Annotated in this window: 18 protein-coding genes; 8 read left to right on the forward strand and 10 right to left on the reverse strand. The window is 51.3% G+C overall.

What is annotated here, in order from left to right; all coding sequences use genetic code 11:
- Positions 1-1,399 (reverse strand): multicopper oxidase domain-containing protein (locus ABI361_02650; GenBank protein MEO9319551.1); only part of this gene is annotated, 1,399 nt, incomplete at its 3' end.
- A 158-nt stretch (positions 1,400-1,557) separates the two neighbouring features.
- Between ABI361_02650 and ABI361_02655 the strand changes: the two genes are divergently transcribed.
- Together ABI361_02655 and ABI361_02660 are read left to right on the forward strand one after the other, a co-directional pair.
- The gene (locus ABI361_02655) at positions 1,558-1,983 is read left to right on the forward strand and encodes a hypothetical protein (protein MEO9319552.1); all 426 of its coding nucleotides are present in this window, start codon (positions 1,558-1,560) and stop codon (positions 1,981-1,983) included.
- A gap of 8 nt (positions 1,984-1,991) precedes the next feature.
- Complete coding sequence (locus ABI361_02660; protein ID MEO9319553.1) at positions 1,992-2,201, forward strand: C2H2-type zinc finger protein; 210 nt, start codon at positions 1,992-1,994, stop codon at positions 2,199-2,201.
- A gap of 90 nt (positions 2,202-2,291) precedes the next feature.
- Here the strand turns inward: ABI361_02660 and ABI361_02665 are convergent, their stop codons facing one another.
- Together ABI361_02665 and ppdK are read right to left on the reverse strand one after the other, a co-directional pair.
- Entirely contained in the window at positions 2,292-2,471 is a 180-nt protein-coding gene (locus tag ABI361_02665; GenBank protein MEO9319554.1) for an RNA polymerase Rbp10, read from the reverse strand.
- Between the two features lie 31 nt (positions 2,472-2,502).
- On the reverse strand, positions 2,503-5,196 hold the full coding sequence (gene ppdK / locus ABI361_02670) for a pyruvate, phosphate dikinase (GenBank protein ID MEO9319555.1): 2,694 nt from the start codon (positions 5,194-5,196) through the stop codon (positions 2,503-2,505).
- 138 nt (positions 5,197-5,334) lie between these two features.
- On the opposite strand from ppdK, the gene ABI361_02675 reads away from it, so the two are divergent.
- Positions 5,335-5,943, forward strand: coding sequence for a trimeric intracellular cation channel family protein (locus ABI361_02675; GenBank protein ID MEO9319556.1), 609 nt, complete (start codon positions 5,335-5,337; stop codon positions 5,941-5,943).
- Positions 5,944-5,949: 6 nt separating this feature from the next.
- Here the strand turns inward: ABI361_02675 and tpiA are convergent, their stop codons facing one another.
- Complete coding sequence (gene tpiA, locus ABI361_02680; protein ID MEO9319557.1) at positions 5,950-6,612, reverse strand: triose-phosphate isomerase; 663 nt, start codon at positions 6,610-6,612, stop codon at positions 5,950-5,952.
- Positions 6,609-7,757, reverse strand: a complete 1,149-nt coding sequence (fbp, locus tag ABI361_02685; protein MEO9319558.1) for a fructose-1,6-bisphosphate aldolase/phosphatase — start codon at positions 7,755-7,757, stop codon at positions 6,609-6,611. The genes tpiA and fbp overlap by 4 nt, the downstream gene beginning before the upstream one ends.
- Before the next feature lie 621 nt (positions 7,758-8,378).
- Here fbp and tuf point away from each other — a divergent pair.
- Together tuf and rpsJ are read left to right on the forward strand one after the other, a co-directional pair.
- Entirely contained in the window at positions 8,379-9,692 is a 1,314-nt protein-coding gene (gene tuf, locus ABI361_02690; GenBank protein MEO9319559.1) for a translation elongation factor EF-1 subunit alpha, read from the forward strand.
- Positions 9,693-9,702: 10 nt separating this feature from the next.
- A complete protein-coding gene (gene rpsJ, locus ABI361_02695) occupies positions 9,703-10,014 on the forward strand; it encodes a 30S ribosomal protein S10 (GenBank protein ID MEO9319560.1) in 312 nt (103 codons plus the stop codon).
- A 7-nt stretch (positions 10,015-10,021) separates the two neighbouring features.
- Here the strand turns inward: rpsJ and ABI361_02700 are convergent, their stop codons facing one another.
- Positions 10,022-10,939, reverse strand: coding sequence for a cobalamin-binding protein (locus ABI361_02700; protein ID MEO9319561.1), 918 nt, complete (start codon positions 10,937-10,939; stop codon positions 10,022-10,024).
- Between the two features lie 212 nt (positions 10,940-11,151).
- On the opposite strand from ABI361_02700, the gene ABI361_02705 reads away from it, so the two are divergent.
- Both ABI361_02705 and ABI361_02710 read left to right on the forward strand, forming a co-directional pair.
- Positions 11,152-11,583: a hypothetical protein gene (locus tag ABI361_02705; GenBank protein ID MEO9319562.1), complete on the forward strand. Its 432-nt coding sequence runs from the start codon at positions 11,152-11,154 to the stop codon at positions 11,581-11,583.
- 44 nt (positions 11,584-11,627) lie between these two features.
- On the forward strand, positions 11,628-12,140 hold the full coding sequence (locus tag ABI361_02710) for a hypothetical protein (GenBank protein MEO9319563.1): 513 nt from the start codon (positions 11,628-11,630) through the stop codon (positions 12,138-12,140).
- A 65-nt stretch (positions 12,141-12,205) separates the two neighbouring features.
- Here ABI361_02710 and ABI361_02715 read toward each other — a convergent pair whose 3' ends face one another.
- Positions 12,206-12,985, reverse strand: coding sequence for a thioredoxin domain-containing protein (locus tag ABI361_02715; protein ID MEO9319564.1), 780 nt, complete (start codon positions 12,983-12,985; stop codon positions 12,206-12,208).
- Between the two features lie 233 nt (positions 12,986-13,218).
- On the opposite strand from ABI361_02715, the gene ABI361_02720 reads away from it, so the two are divergent.
- On the forward strand, positions 13,219-13,800 hold the full coding sequence (locus ABI361_02720; protein MEO9319565.1) for a hypothetical protein: 582 nt from the start codon (positions 13,219-13,221) through the stop codon (positions 13,798-13,800).
- Between the two features lie 28 nt (positions 13,801-13,828).
- On the opposite strand, the gene ABI361_02725 is transcribed toward ABI361_02720, so the two are convergent.
- The 3 genes from ABI361_02725 to ABI361_02735 form a co-directional block, all read right to left on the reverse strand.
- On the reverse strand, positions 13,829-14,809 hold the full coding sequence (locus ABI361_02725; protein MEO9319566.1) for an LpxD N-terminal domain-containing protein: 981 nt from the start codon (positions 14,807-14,809) through the stop codon (positions 13,829-13,831).
- Positions 14,810-14,833: 24 nt separating this feature from the next.
- Positions 14,834-15,619, reverse strand: coding sequence for a PIG-L deacetylase family protein (locus ABI361_02730; protein MEO9319567.1), 786 nt, complete (start codon positions 15,617-15,619; stop codon positions 14,834-14,836).
- A 386-nt stretch (positions 15,620-16,005) separates the two neighbouring features.
- Complete coding sequence (locus tag ABI361_02735) at positions 16,006-16,668, reverse strand: hypothetical protein (GenBank protein MEO9319568.1); 663 nt, start codon at positions 16,666-16,668, stop codon at positions 16,006-16,008.
- Positions 16,669-16,901 lie beyond the last annotated feature (233 nt).

Consider the following 16,901-nt stretch of genomic DNA (forward strand, 5'->3'; position numbering starts at 1 on the left):
GTACCTTGGAGTCAAAGGTGCCGTCCGCTGTTCCGGTTGTACCGTCACCGGATGTCACCGTGTGTATTGCAGTGTCTGTGTTGGTCCATGTTACCTTGTCACCTACCTTGACGCTGATTGGGTTTGGCGAGAATGCCTTGTCACCCAGGTTCTGGGCGCCCGGCATTATGCTCACTGCATTGCCCGATGTGCTGGTCATGTTGCCCCCTGTGCTGCCGGTAGAGTTGCTGCCGCTTGTCATGTTGCTGCCGCTAGTGCTGCCGGTAGAGTTGCTGCCGCCTGACATCATCATGTTGCCGTTCATGCCGGTCATGTTCGCTGCCATTCCGTTGCTGACCTGGTCGCTGCCCTTAGGTGGAACTGCGGTTCCGACTGGTTGATCACCATTCGTCGAAGCTGGGTCGGCCACTACTGCAAACGCAGCGCCCTTGAGCACGTGCGACATGTTGTGGTCAACGCCTACGTACACGCCCGGATCTGGGAATGTTGCCTCGATTACTGATGCGGAGCCCGGTGGAATGGTCCATGTCTCGTCGTTCTTGACGACAGTACCATAGCGGTTCATGACAGAGCCGTCCTTGACGCTAAGCTGGCCTGCGATGAAGTGGAACGCGACATAGCTGTCTGTACCTGGGTTGACGACATACCATCTTGTCAGTTCACCCGGCTTGACTTTGAAGACTTGGGCGTTTGGATTCAGTACGATCTTGGACACCGTTCCGATGGCCGGAACGTACTTGTGTGCCATACCGTTGGTAAGGATAAGGTCTGGTTGCTCGTTGACTAGTTTGCCTACGTCAAATGATCCAACCTTGCCGCCTGTGCCCTTGAAGAGACCCTGGTCTGCATTGTTGTAGAGGTCACTGAATACCATGTAGAATTCCTTTGCTGGTGCCTCGTTTGCTGGGTGCACTACGATTCCGCCATACATGCCGTTTGCCATGTGCTCCCATACGCCGTTGAGGCCGTCAGCACCGCAGTGATATAGGAATGCTCCCGAGCTTACTGCATCAAGTTCCCATGTCTTGCTCTGATTTGGCTTTACAGACCCAGAGAGAGCATGAGTTGGACCGACGCCTGCGTGGAAGTCAAGACTGTGAATGTTCTTGCCCTCGTTCTTGAGGGTAATCATCAACTTGTCTCCTTGGTCTACTGCAATTACTGGTCCGGGGATTGTGCCATTAAAAGTCATGGCGTTGTACATGATGCCGCCAGGGTGCAGAATGTTATCTGGAGCTACCTGTACTGGTCTCTCAATTGCGATCAGAGTCACACTCTTTGTCTTGCCGGTCATCTGCTGTGCTTGCGCGACGAAACCCAGTCCCCCGCCGAGCGAGAGGACTGCAACGCCAGCAAGCAGGATGCCTGCTAAGACACCTGCAATGACTGTCTTATTCATTAGCCCGAGAGACGGACAACCCGTATTAAACTATTTTCTTTTCGACTAAGAAAGCCTCTTGAATTTAGTACTAGTAGTTGATTCTAGTAGGTTTCTCACGTTTTCGCCTGAATGCAAGAAAAAAAGTTTTTCTTACCGAGAAGCCAATCAACAACCCATTGCAGTTCTTTGGCAACAGGGAGCCACTGTATTGCGTCCTGTGCAAAAAGGAGCTCAAACACAAGTACAAGCCCGGGAAGGACTGGGGGATAGAGGGTTTCCTGTGCGCAGATTGTCATATAGAAAAGACCAAGGAGTTCATGCTCAAAGAACAGGAAGTCCAGCCGGAGTTGTGCGCGCTCTGCAGGCAAGAGATAGAAGAAGGTACCGGCAAGAAAGCTCGGTGGCAGTGGAATCTGGATGCAGGTGCAGTTGTGTGTGATTCGTGCTTCGATTCCAAAGAGTCCGAATATGAAAAGGCTGTCAACTATTGCTCCGTATGCAACGTCAAGATGGGTTTTGTCCGTTACAATCCCAAACCCGCCTGGAAGCTCAAGGGCCAGCTTTGCAGGAAATGCTGGGATCAGAGAAACAGCACAAAGTGAGATGGGTAATGGGTCTTTTCGGTAGGTCGCACACCTGTCAAAAGTGCGGCAGAAAATTTGGCAAAATCGAGGACTTGATGCAGCATCAACAGGTAATTCATGAATCAAAGTATTACGAGTGCCGGCAGTGCAACAAGTCGTTTGAGGGCATGGAACAGATGCGCGACCATGCCAAAAAGTTTCACTCTTACAACAAAATGAAAGATAAGAACGGCTGAGCCGTCAGAGTGGGACATTCATGGCTAGAAGTCGATGTACCATCAAGGAGCGGAAACTAGCCCCAGACAACGACCAAGCATGAAAAATTACTAAATCGCTTTGAGTTGCTTGACTATCGGGGGCCGCGACTTGCGAAATACTCTAAAGCCGCAAATGCACTTTATCTCAGGCAGCCTTGAAAGCTCCTCCACGGTCACTGGAGTTCCGCATCTCATGCACTCATAGGTCACAGCGCCGCCAGCAGTAGAGGTTTCTCCGGATTCGGCCATATAGCTTTTAAACTCATTCATGCCCCAAATTTTAATCTTTAAGCAGTGTGTGCCGTTTATTGTGTCTGATAGCCGATTGCGCGGCCGCGACTATTGCGATCGGAATCCGGTGTGCCGACGCGCTTACGTAGTCAAGACCGGCTGAGCTGCAAAACTCGATTGATTTGGGGTCGCCGCCGTGTTCGCCGCATATTCCGATTGGTATGTCCTTCTTGATGCTCCGGGCAAGCTGAACTGCCAGCTTCATGAGGCCGCCTACTCCCTTTTGGTCGAGGGTTTGAAACGGGTTTGCTGTAATAACCCCCTTGTCGATGTACTGGGGAAGGAATTTGCCCTCTGCGTCCTCACGGCTGAAGCTAAAAGTAGACTGTGTGAGGTCGTTTGTACCGAAACTGAGAAAGTCGACCATCTGCGTGATTTCGTCGGCGATAAAACACGCCCTCACAACTTCAATCATGCTTCCAAACGCAATCCGCAGTTTCATTCCGTGTTTGTTTTCAACCTCTCGCTTTGTAGTCTCAAAAACCTGCTTGACCACCGACAGCTCCTCAACAAGGCTAATCTGTGGTACCATTATTTCGGCGTCGACAGGAACTCCTTCAAGCTCAAGCTCCACCGCGGCCTCACAAACTGCTCTTATCTGGCTTTCATAAATTTCAGGAAAAGAGATCCCCATCCTAACGCCGCGGTGTCCAAGCATCGGATTCACCTCGGACAATTCGTGTGCCCTGTGCAGGATGTTCTCTAGTTCGCGAATCCGCGATTCAGGCGAACCAGACGACTTTAACTCAAAAATCTGCTGGAGTAGTTCTTCTTCTTCGGGAAGGAATTCGTGGAGCGGAGGGTCGAGCAGCCGAATTGTGACAGGCAGCCCGCTCATCTCGGTAAAGATTGCCTTAAAGTCAGCCTTTTGCAGCGGCTCAAGCTGTGCCAGAGCCTTTCTCTTCTCTTCCAAGTTCTCCGCCATTATCATCTTTACAAATAGCGGAGCCCTGTCGTGCTGATTGAACATGCGTTCGGTCCTGCAGAGTCCGATACCTTCCGCGCCGTATTTCTTTGCAAGTGCCGCGCTTTCAGGCGTGTCAGCATTGGCCCTTATCTTGATTCCTTTCATTTCAGAGGACCACAGAAGGATCTCGTTAAATTCGGGCGGCGTTTCTGATTCTACAGTAGGAACTTCACCGGCGTAAATTTTTCCCGTCGAACCGTCGATGGTTATCTTTTGCCCCTCGGCTATTGAATTGACTCCGGCCTGTCCATCGTCATACAGGAGCAAAGATTTGTCAAAGTTGATTTCTATTTGCGTGCAGCCAACGACGCACGGCTTGCCCATGCCGCGCGCAAGCACGGCCGCGTGTGAGGTCTTGCCGCCTCTTCCCGTAAGTATTCCGGCAGACTGAAAAAATGCTGGCACATCGTCGGGCTTGGTTTCCTCGCGCACAAGTATCACCTTCTCACCTTTTCGCCCAAGTTGCTCTGCCTTGCCGACGTCAAAAATCACCACGCCGCTCGCGACTCCTGGCGATGCGCCCACTCCGACTGCAAATGGTCTGAATTCGCTGCCTCCTTCTGAAGATGCTGAAAGTCGGGAATACAGGACTTGTTCAAGGCCTTCGGGATCTATGCGCTCAAGCGCCGCCGCCCTTGAAATCAGTCCCTCGTGGAAAAGATCGACAGAGGTCTTTAGACTCGCAACCGCATTCATGCGCGCCTTTCGGGTCTGAAGGACGTAGAGCCGACCGCGCTCTATGGTAAATTCTACGTCCTGTGGTTCTCGAAAGTGCGCCTCAAGTTTCTCGCATACCTTTCGAAGCTCAGCGAAAACCGGCGGCATTTCCCGCTCAAGCGAATCTATATGGCTCGGGTTGACCTTTCCGGACACGACGTCCTCGCCCTGAGCATTTAGGAGGTAATCACCATAGAGTTTCTTTTCGCCGCTTTCCGGATTTCGTGTAAACACCACTCCCGTCCCGCTGTCGTTTCCCATATTTCCAAACACCATTGCGACAACTGAGACTGCAGTACCGTTAGCCGTTGCGGGGGTGATTCCATACTGCCGCCGAAACTCTATTGCTCTCTTGCCCATCCAGGACTTGAAAACCGAGTCTATTGCCGTCTCAAGCTGCCTGTACGGGTCTTCCGGAAAACCCCTGCTGGTGCGATTGCAGATAGACTTGAAGGAAGTTGAGATGCTTCGAAGAACCTCGGGGTCTGACAGGTCCTTGCCTGCAAGGATTGACTCGAATTTCCGATCTTCTATCCCTAGAACTATCTTTCCGTACATCTGAAGAAGCCTCCGGTAGACGTCGTACGCAAAACGGGAATCGCCGCTGCCCTTGGCAAGTGCAACCACCAGCTCTTCGTTTAGCCCGAGATTGAGGACAGTGTCGAGCATCCCGGGCATTGATGCGGCCGAGCCTGACCTGACTGAGACAAGGAGGGGCTCGTTCGGGCCCCCGAACCTGCGTCCCGTAATGCTTTCGAGGCGTTTCATTGACTTGCGCACCTCATCCATCAGGCCGTCCGGCAGCCGTCTTCCAGCTTCGTAATACTTTTCACATATTTCGGTGGTTATCGTAAAACCTGCAGGGACTGGCAGCCCGAGCTTTGTCATTTCTGCAAGTCCGACCCCCTTGCCCCCAAGGAGCCTTCGGCCCGCGGAAACATGCTCATCGAAAAAGTAGATGGGCTTTAGGACCTCACGGCTGGCGCTGCTCTCTTCCATAGACAAGATCTTTTCGCCACGGCTTAAAACGTTGTGCATGAGAAGCTCCGTAGTTGTAGGGCGATAGTTTCAAATCATTGCAGGCAGTGGCAGTCATGAGGTCAGGCGTTAGCTCTGGCAGATATTGCAGGCATACCCATCCCATCGCTACTTCATGTCCTAGATCTCTTTGGTACAATGGCCTTTGCGGTCACCGGCGCGTTCAAGGCAATTGAGCACAGGGCGGATATTGTGGGCATCATTATCCTTGCAACCATCACGGGGGTAGCCGGAGGCGTCATTCGCGACCTTACTTTCGGGAGGGTGCCGCCCTTGGCCATAACTGACCCACTTTACATAATCATAACCGCATCATCAGCAATCGCGCTATTTTTCCTCTACAAGCGAGCCAGAGTGCACTGGAACCTGTTTATCAAGTTCGACGCCATCGGGCTTGGCGTCTTTACGGTGATCGGTGCGACGATTGCCTACAACATGTGGCACATGAACTTGCTCCTCATGGTGTTTGGAGGGGTGATAACAGCGGTCGGCGGCGGCATACTGCGCGACGTGTTTGTAAACGAAATTCCAATAGTATTTGTCAAGGAACTCTATGCTTCGGCCAGTTTCGTTGGCGTGCTTTTTCTCTACGCGCTTCTCGCCCTCGGAATAGGAATCGAAGCCGCCGCTATTCCGGTCGTAGTTTCCGTAACGGCATTAAGATTGCTCGCGATAAAGTACAACTGGAACCTGCCAAGAGCCAGATAAATCGGCCTATTCCATGCCTTGCGCGAACTCCAGAATCTTATCGTGCCATGAGCGGGCCTTTATCACCCCGCTTGCGACCAGTATTCCCCGGGACCCGAGCTCTATGGCTCGAGCCACGTCGCTCTTGTCAGTTATGCCCGCCCCGCAAATCACCTTGCTTTTTGAACCCCGCGCAGCATCAACCGAATCGGATATTATTTTCGGGTTCTCCTTCGAAACTGCCTTGCCGCTTCCGATAAGTTCTGGAGGCTCTATCGCGATAAAGTCGGGGTTCAGCCGCGAGATGTGCCTCACTTCCTCCGGCGTTCTGGCGCAAACTATTGAACTCATGCCGAGTTCGCCCATCTGTCCTATAAGATCCTCTATCGCCCCTTGTTCAATGCGGTGCTCGCTATGGTTCAGAAGCGAGCCAGCAGCTCCGAAGGACTTTGTGATTTTCGGCACGCAAAAACCTGTGCTGGCGCCAAGAGATGCTGCGTCAACGTGCTGCGCTATCACGGGTATCGCCACTGACCTGCACACAAGGGCAAGCGAGGCGATTGGGGGTGCAAGGACAATCTCGCAACTCGTTTCGTGCGAAACCTTCTCCGCAGCCTTTGCGAGCTCTAGCGTAGCCTGGCCGGAGATTTCTTCATAGTTCTTGAAGTTGATAATGAGCGGCCGGTTCAAGAGCGCTTTCCTTTGCCGGCGTCCTTCTTATCGGCCCGTGAAGGCTTTTCAACCTCGGCGACGTCCCTGAACTTGGATTCAAGCTTGCTCATCCTTGCCTGGTAGCCCTTGTTGTACTCCAGCTCCTCTGGTATGAGAGTGGCAGGGTGTATGAAGCCCTGGTTGCGCATAATCATTGCCCGCTCTGAAGCTCGGATTCTTTGGAGCTCCCAGTCGTCGGTACCAAACCCGTCGTGCGGTCCGGTCAATTTCCCGTTGTGCATGCTAAACAAAAGGCACGATACGATTGGGATGGAGTAGTTCAGGCTGGCAGCCGAGTTTAGCTTGACAGGCATCAGGGGCATGTGATGGCTGCCTCGCGTGTTCCCGGCAACGTAGTGAGGTTCGTTGAAGGCACTGCCGGCCTCTTCAGTGGCCGGAAAGTTCTTTTGCGTTCGCACTATGGCGATGGGGTCGTCCTTTCCGACGTACGTCCCTGCAATATTGTGCAGCCTGTCTGTTGATGCCGAAACAATCTGTTCGCCGTCAGTGGCAAGGACAGAGTGAACCACGTACCTGCCGGGGTACATGAGCGCAGCTTCAAGCTCCGCCTTGTCGCCCCACATCTTCAGATCCGCAATCTTGCCAGTCATTACGTCCATTATCCTGAAAATAACCCCCTCGGCGAGTTTTTCGTTTATCAAAAGACCCGTGTTGCTGCGAGCGTCGACGAACATGCGCCACAGTGGAAAATTAAATGCTCCCGGCTCCGTCTTGTCGGCGGCAAAGATGCAAAACACCTCGCTTGGGCGCTCCTCCATCTCTATCTCGGCGACGCCCGGGCCCATTCCCTTGACGTTGCCTGAAAACGAATCCTTCAGGAGGTCTTGGCCAGCGCCGTAGAGGCCCTGTTCCTTGGCGACTCGTGTCCCCTCAGTAAATGCGTCCCAGGCCAGCTTGTGGATTTTCTCGTTGTCCTCTCCCTGCGTGTGAGTCATGATAATGTGTATGTCGTCGCCGGTAAAACCAACGTAATAGTCAATGAGAAGGCCCTTTGCGTTCTTTGCCACAAAGTTCCTAACCGTGCTCACCAGTTCATCGCTTGGTCTAGTATGGCCGCCGATTCCTCCAATGTCTGCCTTGATCGCGCTGAGAGTAACTCGCATGTGCAAAAAAACAATGACCTTGGCTTAAAACTCTTGCGATGTAATGCTACGTCAGCAAAATGGTTGCGCTGGTTCGGTGAGACAACCCAGAATTCCTGTCCAGTCGATTGTCTGTCGGTTCTAGATATGTTGATGCGGTATTCTTACGCTAATCGACATGCCGATCCTATGAGAATCAGTCAGACTTTGCAGTTATTTGTACGCGGATTTACATTGGAACCTGTCAGACCGATGATGGCATCAGGTCGACACGAACGGGCTCGGGACAAAGGCCGTTCCATACCTCTGACGGTTTGTGAGGCTTTATATAACAACAGGTAACAGCATGCATGACTTTGCGCAAGTGCGCAAGGTCTTGAAACGAACTGACAAAAGTACTGTGAGGCCATGAAGTCTAATCTCCGCTGCAAGTCACACCAACACTTGGCTTAATGAACTCCTTGTGTGCAGTGGCAATGAGCAGGATTTGCTCAAGAATTAGCCTGCAAGGAAGGAAAAATCGGTCTCAAAATTTTTCATTTTCTTGTGCAATTGCCCGGTCAAATGAGAAATTTCCCCGCGACGTAATTCCACTTCGACTATGGCGAAATACAAATAAAGCCCATGACGTGTCCATGCTCTATGAGCGCCAGCAAGAAACCACACATGAACTTGGTGGTTACGGGTCATGTTGATAATGGTAAATCCACTACTGTGGGTCACCTTATGGTTGACATGGGAGTAATCGACCAGAGGACCATTGACGCATTCGCAAAAGAGTCTGAAGCAACCGGAAAAGGTGATACTTTCAAGTATGCATGGGTACTTGATAGCATCAAGGACGAAAGGGAAAGAGGTATCACCATCGATCTTGCATTTCAAAAGTTTGAAACTCCAAAGTACTTTTACACTCTAATTGACGCACCGGGCCACAGAGACTTTATCAAGAACATGATCACAGGCGCGTCTGAGGCAGACGCAGCCATTCTTGTGGTTTCCGTCAAGCCAGGTGAGATGGAGGCCGCAACCGAACCAGGCGGACAGGCAAGAGAGCACGCATTCCTTGCAAGAACACTTGGAGTTGGCCAGCTGGTCGTTGCGCTCAACAAGATGGATGATGCGAACTACCAAGAAGCCCGCTACAAGGAAGTGAAGGACCACGTTGAGAAAATGCTCAAGATGGTAGGATACAACACTGCCAAAATCAACTTTATACCGATCTCAGGCTGGAAGGGAGACAACCTTGTCAAACGTTCCGACAAAATGGCATGGTACAAGGGACCGACGCTTGCTGAGGCTCTTGACATGTTCGACCCGCCAGAAAAGCCGATAGGCAAGCCGTTGAGAATCCCGGTCCAGGATGTTTACTCTATTACTGGTGTAGGCACTGTTCCTGTAGGCAGGGTTGAAACCGGCAAAATGAAGTCGGGCGATAAGGTCGTCGTAATGCCGTCCGGCGCGGTAGGCGAGGTCAAGTCAATTGAGACACACCACACGCAGATGGAAACCGCAGAGGCCGGCGACAACATCGGCTTTAACCTAAGAGGCGTAGACAAGAAGGCCATCAAGCGCGGCGACATTATTGGCGCAGCCGACAATCCGCCGACCGCAGCGAAGGAGTTTGAGGCAAGGATTATCATCATCCACCACCCAACCGCATTGGCGCCAGGGTACACACCCGTCCTTCACGCTCACACTGCTCAGGTGGCAGCTACGATATCAGAGTTCAAGGCAAAACTGGACCCGAGAACCGGTGCTACTACGGAGGAAAACCCCAAGTTCCTAAAGACAGGCGATGCCGCTATTGTAAAGATAAAGCCTGTCCGCCCGCTAGCAATCGAAACTTTCAAGGACTTTCCAGAGATTGGCAGATTTGCACTGCGCGACATGGGAACTACCATTGCTGCGGGCGTGGTGCTGAATGTTACCGACAAGTACGACCCGAACAAAAAGTAAGTGAAAGATAGTGCCGCAAGCAGCTAGAATAAAGCTTACAAGTACTAACCTGCTGACGCTGGAAAGCGTCTGCACCGAGATTCGAGGGATGGGCGAAAAGAGCGGGATTAAACTCAAGGGCCCGCATCCTTTGCCTACAAAAAAGCTCAAGATCGTCACGCGCAAGTCTCCCTGCGGGCAGGGGACAAACACCTATGACAAGTATGAGATGCGCATCCACAGGCGCGTCATTGACGTCGGCGCGGATGACAGGGCCATCAGGCAGCTGATGAGGCTCAAGATTCCAGACGACGTCTATATCGAAGTGTCACTCACGCAGTGACAAGCCTTCATTTTCTCACCAGTTTGCGATAGGCAAGTCTCGGAACTCGAATCTTCTCACCTGTTTCCCCACGAATAATTTTCGCAAGAATTTCCAGCCCCGTAACTGTCCTTGGACCAGGCTTGCTAAAGTACGAGTTGGCGTCAACTGCATAGACTTCGCCGTCCCTGACTGCCCTCAGCGAGTTCCAGCCTTCAATTTTTTCAAATACCGCTGCCTCGTGAATCGTTCGTTCCAGCCCAAACCCGCACGGCATCAGGATAATCTTGTCAGGGTCAAACTGGGCGATTTCCGCGACAGTCGTGCGCCTTGACCGGTCTCCGGTGCGGCTCAGTCCATTGATTCCTCCAGCCAGTTCGACCATCTGTGGAACCCAGTGTCCAGCCGTGAAGAGCGGATTTAGCCATTCAAGGCAAGCAACCCGGGGTTTAGACCTAGGGGCATTTCTGCGGATCCGGGCAATTCTGCTCCCCAGGCTCTTGATGACCTCGCGTGCCTCCTTGGCCCTGTTGACAGCAACAGCGATCTGGCGAATGTTTTGAATAACGTCGTCAAAGCTGTGGGGATCGAGAATCAGGATTTGCGGCCTCTGGCCGAGTTTGTGGACCGCTTGCGCCACTACCTTTGCAAACGGTGAGCAGACCTCGCATATGCTCTGGGCAATTACCAGGTCGGGCTGGGCGTCGCTCAGGGCAGCGATATCGACCTTGAAGATGTCCCTGTCCGAGCGGAGAAGCTCGCCTATCTTGCTGTCAATCGCGGCGCTGTCAAGGCCCTTAACATCAAAGGCCACCTGCACCAGCCTTGGCTTATATCGAGCCTGTTTTGGGTAATCGCATTCGTGGGTGACGCCGACAAGATTCCGACCAGCTCCAAGAAGATAGAGCGTTTCGGTGGCGCTGGGCAGGAAAGAAACGACTCTCAACGCTTTCTAGCAGAATTCCTGTGCTTAAAAATCATTGTCGGGTCAATAAGGCGCTGTCTTTGACGACTGATTGAACAAAATCCTTGAAAGGCTTTTCTTTGCCCAAAGCATTACATCGCTTGATGGCAATTTTTCGCCGCGGCTTCAGACCTAGCTGCACGGTTGTTATGCATGCCCTGATTATTTTGATCGTTGGAGGTAGTGTTGGAACAATGTCGCAAGTAACTCTACGTAACGCCTTTGCAGCATCGGACGAGCAAATAGTCTTGGAAGGTCTGAGTGACCAGGGCACTTTCAAGGTGGAGCTTCACTGGCTGACTAGTGGTATCGGCAAGCCAAACTCGTTCAACATCGTATTCCGAGATAATGATACCAATACAGTCATTGAGGCGGTGAGGTACAATTGGGATGTCTCCGGCCCTGACCTTCAACAATCCACCAACCATAGAACAAATCAGACATCAGGCTCTCAGCCGGTCACATTCCCAGCGAGCGGTTCCTACACTGTCAGGATATCAGATATTGAAGGTCTAGGCGAGGGAATTGCGTTTCATATCGAGGTGGTTCCGGAAATGCAGAATACTGTAATTCCTTGGGTATTGGTGTTGGGATTGATTGCTCCGGTATTAATTGCAAAAAGATGAAATGGATATCTATTTAGACGACGTATTGACAGTTAGGTGAAGAAATGAAAGCTGGTGTGTTTGCAGTTCTAGTCGTGCTCTTGGCAGCCGTGCCAGTGCTGACGCTCCACGCTGTTTTTGCGCAGCAGTCAGCTCCGATGGTTCAAAGCGGGAACAAGATCGACGTAAAGATGCAGCAGGTCCAGTCGGGCGACAAGAGCTACAAGTTCGTGGTAACATTCCTTCAGCCCAAGACACAGAACGTCCAAGTGCACATTGACTATGATGTTGCAATATTGCAAAATGGCAACGTGGTTTTTGACGCTGCGAAAAGCACCAACCAGAACCTACTGCATACGGCAGAAGGAAACGTGACTATCCCCTACACGTTTACAGACGGAGGGACATATCAGGTCCGCGTTCAGGTATTTGGCATAGTATTCAATCCTATTACTCCGGAGACCTTTAACTATGATGTGACGGTTACGCCAGAGTTCTCAAGCGGAATTGTGATGGTAGCCGCGGCAGGAGTTGTGGGCCTGGTGGTAGTTATTTCGAACAAGCTAAAGCACGAGTAGCGTAAACATCTTCGAACAAAGCAGGTGAGAGGGGACGCATCCCCCTAATTTCTGTTAGCGGTGCATTAGGATGACATGCTGTTTACAACGCTTTCAAACGAGGAGTAAGGCTGAGCGCCCACCAACTTCACCGGCTGTTTTCCGTCTGCCAGCACCACGAAAGTCGGGGTAGCATCCAAGCCCAGCTGGTCAGCCAGACTGTGATTGGTTTGAACGGCAGAAATGTACTTTTGAGAATCAAGGCAGCTTGTGAACTGGTCAATATTCTGAACGCCTACGTCCGAGGCCACCTGCTTCAAAAGTGACTCTGAAATCCATTCCGTTCCTTCAGGTTTCTGGATGTTATACAACTGATCGTGATAAGCCCAAAACTTGCCTTGGTCCCCTGCGCAGTATGCAGCCTCGGAAGCCATTGTAGAACCCATCGTTGGCTTGTAAACATAGTCATTAATGTTAAAGTCCTTGAACATGAACTTGGCCTTTCCCGTATTCACAAGATCCGAGATTACCTGATCCTGAGTATTCTTGTGAAATATCCCGCATGAGTTGCACTGATAATCACCGAACTCGACAATTGTTACCTTCGGGTCACCACTCGTAGTCCGCGTCTGCAAAGCATATGCGTTGGGCGTAGTAGGGGTCAAAATCTGCTGGATAATGGCGGCAGGGTTTGTTGACTCTGAAGAGGCAGAAGGCTTTGTCGATCCCGCACCCTGTGAAAGTGCAGCAAACGCGACAATAGCGATCACAACTCCCGCAACACCAACCATGACCAATTTTGCCGGGCCGCCGCTCTTGCCCAAACCGCCCTTGCGCTCAGAGGAAGTAGCTCGTCTTTTTGCCAATTAGTTAAATCACCACTATGATTTGATTTGGAGCATATAAACAATAACGTTCATTTCATGGCTCTTGTGCTTCGAGGCAACTCACAGACTCTAAATTATTCGACAACTAACTACATACCCCTCGATGTTCACGGTGGATATGAAGCGAGAATGGCGCCTCAAAGTATTCACGAAAACGCCACAAAGCCGGTCGGAATATAAGAGCGCTAAGCAAAAACAGTTTTACCGCGCTAATGGCTAGCAGAACCACCATAGTACTTGCCGTGCTGTTGATTTCGATATGCGCTGTCTCCATAGACAGCAAGCTTCACATGTCTGCGGCCCATTTTGACCAGCCGATTATCAGGTATGCTTACGCCGATCCCATCCAGAATGCACGCACCGAGCGGATCGGAAATTACGAATTTCAAATGACCACGCAGCCGAAAGATCCGCTGCAGGGCACTCCAACGACTTTGGTCTTCAGGGTCGGTACCGTCGACGGAACGGACTTAATTGACGTTCCAATTGTTCTGAGGATTGCAGACAGTGATGGCAATCTGATCCAAAAAACAAACCCCATAGTCCTGCCTTCAGGACATTACTCATACCAAGTCACGTTTGACAAGCCGGGCCGCAAGACCATTTATGTTGATTTAACGGATAATGCCTATACCGGACAGACGCTGACGTTTACCTTCTTTACCAATGTTGCTTCACCTTATGACTTTCTGTACTTTTTGCTGCCGGCAGTTGCAGCGGCCGTCGCAGCCTTCTTTGTGGTAAGGTACATCGCGAACCGAAACAAGAGGCTGAAAAATGCGGATGCGATATAGAAACTAGAGGGAAGACTCGCCTTCCGCATTATGTCGGCAAAGTTTTTCCCGTCATTATAAACATCTCGTCCGTTTTCACCTTGGCTTTTATGGACTTTGCAGGCACGCCAGCGACAACATCTCCGTCCGGGACATCCGCTATGACGCATGCGCCGGCAGCAACAAGTACGTTATCCCCAAGCGTCACGTGGTTCTTCAGGGTGGAATTAAGTCCGGTCCAGCAGGATCGTCCAAGCGTTGTGCTTCCTCCGATTATTGTACCTGCGGCAAGCTGGCAGTATTCGCCAATCTGAACATTATGTGCCATATGCACAAGTGCGTCCAGCTTTGCATTATCTCCTATTACCGTGTCCTGCAATGACCCTCGGGCGATTGAGCAGTTCGCGCAGATTTCCACGTTTCTTCCGATGATTACCCTGCCAAAGTGGGGAAACCTTTCCAGGCTTCCATCCGAGTACCTCTCGTAGGCAAAGCCGTCGGAGCCTATCACTGTACCTGATTGTATTGACGAGCCATCGCCCACAGAGCAATTCTGCAAAGTGCACCTTGCGTCAACGACGACCCTGTCGCCTAGGACACAGCCCTTGCCTATCACGGCATGTTCACCGACCACGCAGTCTCTTCCGAGACGGGCGGTCGGGTCGATTACTGCGGTCGCAGACACTCTTGCCGGTGGCACCTTGTCCGGGGTTCTTCTGTTTACGAATCTTACGAATGCCAGCCTTGGGTTTTCGCTGAAAATGAGCTGCTGGTTCTTCTTTGGTGTAACGACGCTGTAAAGCGATTTTTTGCACAGGATTATTCCGGCAGAAGACCTGCCGATAGCCTTGATGCCTCTCTCGCCCTCATAGGCACAAAACGCAATATCATTCGGCATGGCTTCGCCCAGCGACGCTACGCCGTTCACTTTCACAGGCGTCCCTACAAAAGAGACCGCTTCGCCAGATTCCGAGGTAACCTCGTCCGCGGTGCATTCTCGGCTCAGGGGCCAGCGAGCTTGATTCTGCATAGAGAGCAACTTTTAACACCTGTGTTATTCGGCGCGATTTGGAGTAATCATCGGCTCGCCGGGCACATTGCCTTCCTTGAGTTTCTTCTCTATAAGTCGCCTGGTTTGCGATGAATACACGATCAGGTCGTCTATGTCGATCTCCCTCTTGGTGGCAGCAGTCAGACTTGGCGCAGGCAGCTTTAGGAGGCCAAAGTCAGTCCCGAAGCACAATTTCAGCACCTCAAAAGACTCGACCGCATCCATGTGGGAAGCCAGTCTTGCCTGGAAGGCGCGATACTGCGCCAGCCCCCTAACCGCGTCTGCGCTTGTAAACTGCTTTCCGTTCTGTGATCTGAACATCCGTATCAGTTCAATCTTTTCGTCGATTACGTCTGAAATGTCGCAGTAAACTAGAGGCTTGAATTCCTTGGTTAATGGGACCTCGTAAGCAAGTACATTTTGGCTGAACCGGCTTGCTTCAATAGTGGCCTCTGCAATCGCGCGGTGGTCATGATGATAGTCTTGGAGCGAGTGTGTAAAAACGAGATCTGCGCTTGACTCATGGATAAAGAACTCGATGTGGTTTATGAGTTTGCTGCCAACCTGGACTTTCGTGTCGCCAAAGTTGTCGACCCACAATTTCTGTGCTCCGAGATAATTTGCCGTAGCGAATAGCTCCTGAGTGCGCTCTTCGGGGTTACCGGATGCCCCGCCGCGCGTAATAACGTAGAGGAATACCTTATGACCGTCCCTCGCCGCTTTGAGAAGGGTCCCGCCGCAGCCAAGCTCAATATCATCAGGGTGAGCGCCAATCGCTAGAATATTCAATTTAATTAGCCTCCTTTATAGACTGAATCTTGGAGCCTGTTTCAGCGAATTGACAAATTTTTGCCCATGCGTCCTGAGCGGTATTAGCAGCTATTTTTGTACATAGAAATGTCATGCTATTACCAATTGACGGAGTGTTAGTTATGAAAGACTAGCTATCAGTTTAGGGTACCATAGTGACATCTTTATTCACTAAAATTGAACTAGAGGCACAATTCATCTGAAGCCGCTGGAATTTCAGGTAAGGACTAAGGGATTCCGGCCGTGGCCTTGCGCTGGTTGCAGCTTTTCCCGTACAGGTAACAAGAAACATGAAATAACGCCGGTTTGGCAATACCGCCGAATGAACGTCCCTTATTTGAAATCCTCCTGTGCTCTAGAGAAATCTAGTTTAGTTGAACTTGCTCAATCGGGGTAATTGGCGAGGCACTGTCGAAGCGAAGCCCCTTTATGTAAAAGGCCATGGGTAACTGGCCAGTGCTATATTCCATCTTAACTGACAAGGGGCTTGTTACTGCCGTGATATTCCTGCCGGCGACGTCAATTTCTATTCTTTTCCACGATTTTGAGAGGTGAACCGGCACTGTCATGATATCGTATTTGACGCTAGGTCCGTTAACGCCAGTGTAATTCTTGCCAAGCGCCTTGAACGCTATAACCTCGTTACCGGTTTGGCCCATGACAAAGAAACTTAGCTTCTTTACATCCTTGAAGTTGTGGGCGGTGTTGCCCCCTACGGCGAGTTCCGTATTGTTTTGGGGACTGGGGACATACTCGACCCTGGTGCACAAGTCGCAGGATATTTCGGTATTCACCCAATTGCGATATACCTTCGCATAATCAATTCCATAGACGGACTGCGAAAGTGTTTGTTCTTTTGAATAGTAGTGCTGCAAGTCCACAGGGTATGATCCAGGAGCTATGTCGTGACCTGAGTGATTATCGTCACTTGGCTGGTTTGTTGGATTGAAAAGTAAAAGGACGGCAGTTGCTGCCACTGCTGCGGCTACCACAGGAGCTAGGATTAGTTTGGCTGGTGGTCGCTGCATTGGTATTCAGGTGTTAATTGGTGCGATTTATCAAGAGTGGTCATTCTAGATGTCATACTTGGCGGAATTACCCACGCCGGCCCTGTCGATATTTTCCTACTGTCCGACCAGCGTTAACGAGTTCCACGCCTGCCTGTTGAGGCTGTCTGTGACGCGCACAGTGAACCAGTGGCTGCCTGTTGGCAGGTTGTAGTTTATGCTCCAGGTAGACCAGTCGCCGGGTGCCTTTGGCG

This window comes from Nitrososphaera sp., assembly GCA_039938515.1.
Taxonomy (GTDB): Archaea; Thermoproteota; Nitrososphaeria; order Nitrososphaerales; family Nitrososphaeraceae; genus Nitrososphaera.

What these genes read in the sequence shown, in the direction of transcription:
- ABI361_02725 (MEO9319566.1), bottom strand. Translation starts at nt 14,809, where the DNA reads ATGCAGAATCAAGCTCGCTGGCCCCTGAGCCGAGAATGCACCGCGGAC.
- ABI361_02665 (MEO9319554.1), bottom strand. Translation starts at nt 2,471, where the DNA reads ATGGCCGAATCCGGAGAAACCTCTACTGCTGGCGGCGCTGTGACCTAT.
- tuf (MEO9319559.1), top strand. Translation starts at nt 8,379, where the DNA reads ATGAGCGCCAGCAAGAAACCACACATGAACTTGGTGGTTACGGGTCAT.
- ABI361_02660 (MEO9319553.1), top strand. Translation starts at nt 1,992, where the DNA reads ATGGGTCTTTTCGGTAGGTCGCACACCTGTCAAAAGTGCGGCAGAAAA.
- ABI361_02705 (MEO9319562.1), top strand. Translation starts at nt 11,152, where the DNA reads ATGTCGCAAGTAACTCTACGTAACGCCTTTGCAGCATCGGACGAGCAA.
- ABI361_02710 (MEO9319563.1), top strand. Translation starts at nt 11,628, where the DNA reads ATGAAAGCTGGTGTGTTTGCAGTTCTAGTCGTGCTCTTGGCAGCCGTG.
- ABI361_02720 (MEO9319565.1), top strand. Translation starts at nt 13,219, where the DNA reads ATGGCTAGCAGAACCACCATAGTACTTGCCGTGCTGTTGATTTCGATA.
- ABI361_02735 (MEO9319568.1), bottom strand. Translation starts at nt 16,668, where the DNA reads ATGCAGCGACCACCAGCCAAACTAATCCTAGCTCCTGTGGTAGCCGCA.
- fbp (MEO9319558.1), bottom strand. Translation starts at nt 7,757, where the DNA reads ATGCGAGTTACTCTCAGCGCGATCAAGGCAGACATTGGAGGAATCGGC.
- ppdK (MEO9319555.1), bottom strand. Translation starts at nt 5,196, where the DNA reads ATGGAAGAGAGCAGCGCCAGCCGTGAGGTCCTAAAGCCCATCTACTTT.